We start from the raw sequence: 2134 nt of genomic DNA, 5'->3' as shown, positions 1-2134 counted from the left end.
TTATATGTTTTAAAATTAATCCCCTATGGAAGTTGAGGATTATATAATATCCATGAGAAGGTATTTTCATGAATATCCCGAGCTTAGCTTTAAGGAATACAAAACTGCAGACAAAATAGAAGAAGAATTAAAAAAAATGGGATTATCACCAAAAAGAATTACAGAAACCGGGATAATCTGTGATATTAGGGGCAATGGAAGTAAAACTGTGGCAATAAGGGCAGACATGGACGCACTGCCTGTACAGGAGGAAAATAACATTGATTACAAATCAAAAAATCCCGGTGTAATGCATGCATGCGGGCATGACACACATATGGCCATGCTTCTTGGCGTGGCAAAAATGTTCACAGAACAAAATAATATACCGGGGACCATAAGGCTTATATTTCAGCCAGCTGAGGAGAACCCCCCCGGCGGAGCTGTTGAAATGATAAAAAATGGTGCCCTTGATGGCGTTGATTACATAATAGGCCAGCACATATGGGGAAACAAGGACATGGGAAAGGCATATATATACTACCATGAAATGATGGCCAATGCAGACCGGTTTGTTATAAAATTAACAGGAAAGGGTGGCCATGGCTCAGCACCACAGGATGCAATAGATGTAATTTATATATCAGGGCATCTCATTGAAATGATCCATAATATTGTTTCCAGAGAAATAGACCCGCAGGAGGCTGCAGTAATTACCATTGGAACCATAAATGCAGGATTCAGGTTTAATGTTATAGCATCCCATGCAGAGCTTACAGGCACTGTCAGGACATTTAATAACGATACACAGGCAAAGATAGAAAGGAGAATAAAAGAAATACTGGAGGGGTTAAAGCTAACATACAGGATAGACTATGAGTATGACTATATAAAAGGTTATCCGGTGCTTATCAACAACGAGGAGGTTTCCAGAATAATAGAAAAAAATGCAGCAGAGGTTCTTGGTCAGGAAAATATTGTTCATCCAAAACCAGATATGGGAGGGGAGGATTTTGCATATTACCTTCAGAAGGTTCCGGGTGCATACTATTTCCTTGGTGGAGGAAATAGGGAAAAGGGCATATATTCCCCAAACCATAGTCCCACTTTTAATGTGGATGAAAGGTCTTTAAAATATGGAGCAATGATATTAAAGAAATCTGCTGAGGATTTATTAAAAAAATGATTAAAATTTAAATAAAAAATATTAATCATAATGAAATCACTGTATAATGTCAGTAAATAATGTAAAAAAAATAATCGGTTTAAATATTGGCATTGGTGTAATCACCGTTGTATACGTTACATATGTACTTTTAAATTTTAAATACTATTTAAAAAATGCCCTATTTTTTGATATAATAGCAATAATACTTGGATTCATGTTTGCATTTACCATGGCACTCTGGGTGGTTAAAATGCCAAAATCCGGGTCAAGTTAATGTATAAAATAAAACAATTAATTAATAATATTATAATAAAATAATAACCGCATAATTTTTCCAGTTATAATTATAAGCCACTGGCACTCATTTGATGTATGCTTAAAATCGTATTTAATTCAGATTTTTATAAATTTTTTAAGACCCCATTTGCCTTTATGTAATTAATGCATAACTTTATATATCTGTTATAGATATCTATATTAGATATCACTAAAAGATATCTAGAGGGTAAAAATGTATAATAGATACAGACACGGAATGGGAAATAATGAAAATATGCACGGGATGAATAATGGATGTGGCCACATGCACGGCATGGAGAGCAGAAGAGGATTTGGACTTAAATACTGGATATTAACAATAGCATCAGAAAGTAAGGTTACAGGATCAGAAATAACAGAAAAAATAGCAAAAATAACCGATGGAAGATGGGTGCCATCTCCCGGAATAATATACCCAATGCTTAAAAATCTTTATGACCTTAAATATCTTGAAATGGAAGAAAGAGACGGAAAGAAATATTATTATATTACAGATTCCGGAAGGGAATTTTTAAATAATTCCTGGTTTCCATGGAAAAAACAGGTTGAATTTAGCTTAAAGGGCAATGAAAACTCAGTGGTTTTGGACAAAATTGAAAATAATATACAGTACCTTGCTGATAACAGGGATAGGCTGACATCGGATGAAAAGCTCAGACTGGAAAAAAT

At 34.5% G+C, this 2134-nt stretch carries 3 protein-coding genes; all 3 read left to right on the top strand.

The window, feature by feature from the left end; genetic code table 11:
- Window positions 1-25 precede the first annotated feature (25 nt).
- A complete protein-coding gene (locus tag AOG55_RS04320; RefSeq protein ID WP_048101142.1) occupies window positions 26-1165 on the top strand; it encodes a M20 metallopeptidase family protein in 1140 nt (379 codons plus the stop codon).
- Window positions 1166-1211: 46 nt separating this feature from the next.
- Entirely contained in the window at window positions 1212-1421 is a 210-nt protein-coding gene (locus tag AOG55_RS04315) for a hypothetical protein (protein WP_048101143.1), read from the top strand.
- Between the two features lie 237 nt (window positions 1422-1658).
- Window positions 1659-2134, top strand: a 476-nt coding sequence (locus tag AOG55_RS04310) for a PadR family transcriptional regulator (protein ID WP_156318747.1), incomplete at its 3' end; no start/stop codon positions are given.

It is taken from the genome of Acidiplasma cupricumulans (genome assembly GCF_001402935.1).
Classification (GTDB): Archaea; Thermoplasmatota; Thermoplasmata; order Thermoplasmatales; family Thermoplasmataceae; genus Acidiplasma; species Acidiplasma aeolicum.
The sequence above is the reverse complement of the archived record's forward strand: the minus strand, read 5'-3'. Positions and strand labels throughout refer to the sequence as shown.

What these genes read in the sequence shown, in the direction of transcription:
- AOG55_RS04320 (WP_048101142.1), top strand. Translation starts at nt 26, where the DNA reads ATGGAAGTTGAGGATTATATAATATCCATGAGAAGGTATTTTCATGAA.
- AOG55_RS04315 (WP_048101143.1), top strand. Translation starts at nt 1,212, where the DNA reads ATGTCAGTAAATAATGTAAAAAAAATAATCGGTTTAAATATTGGCATT.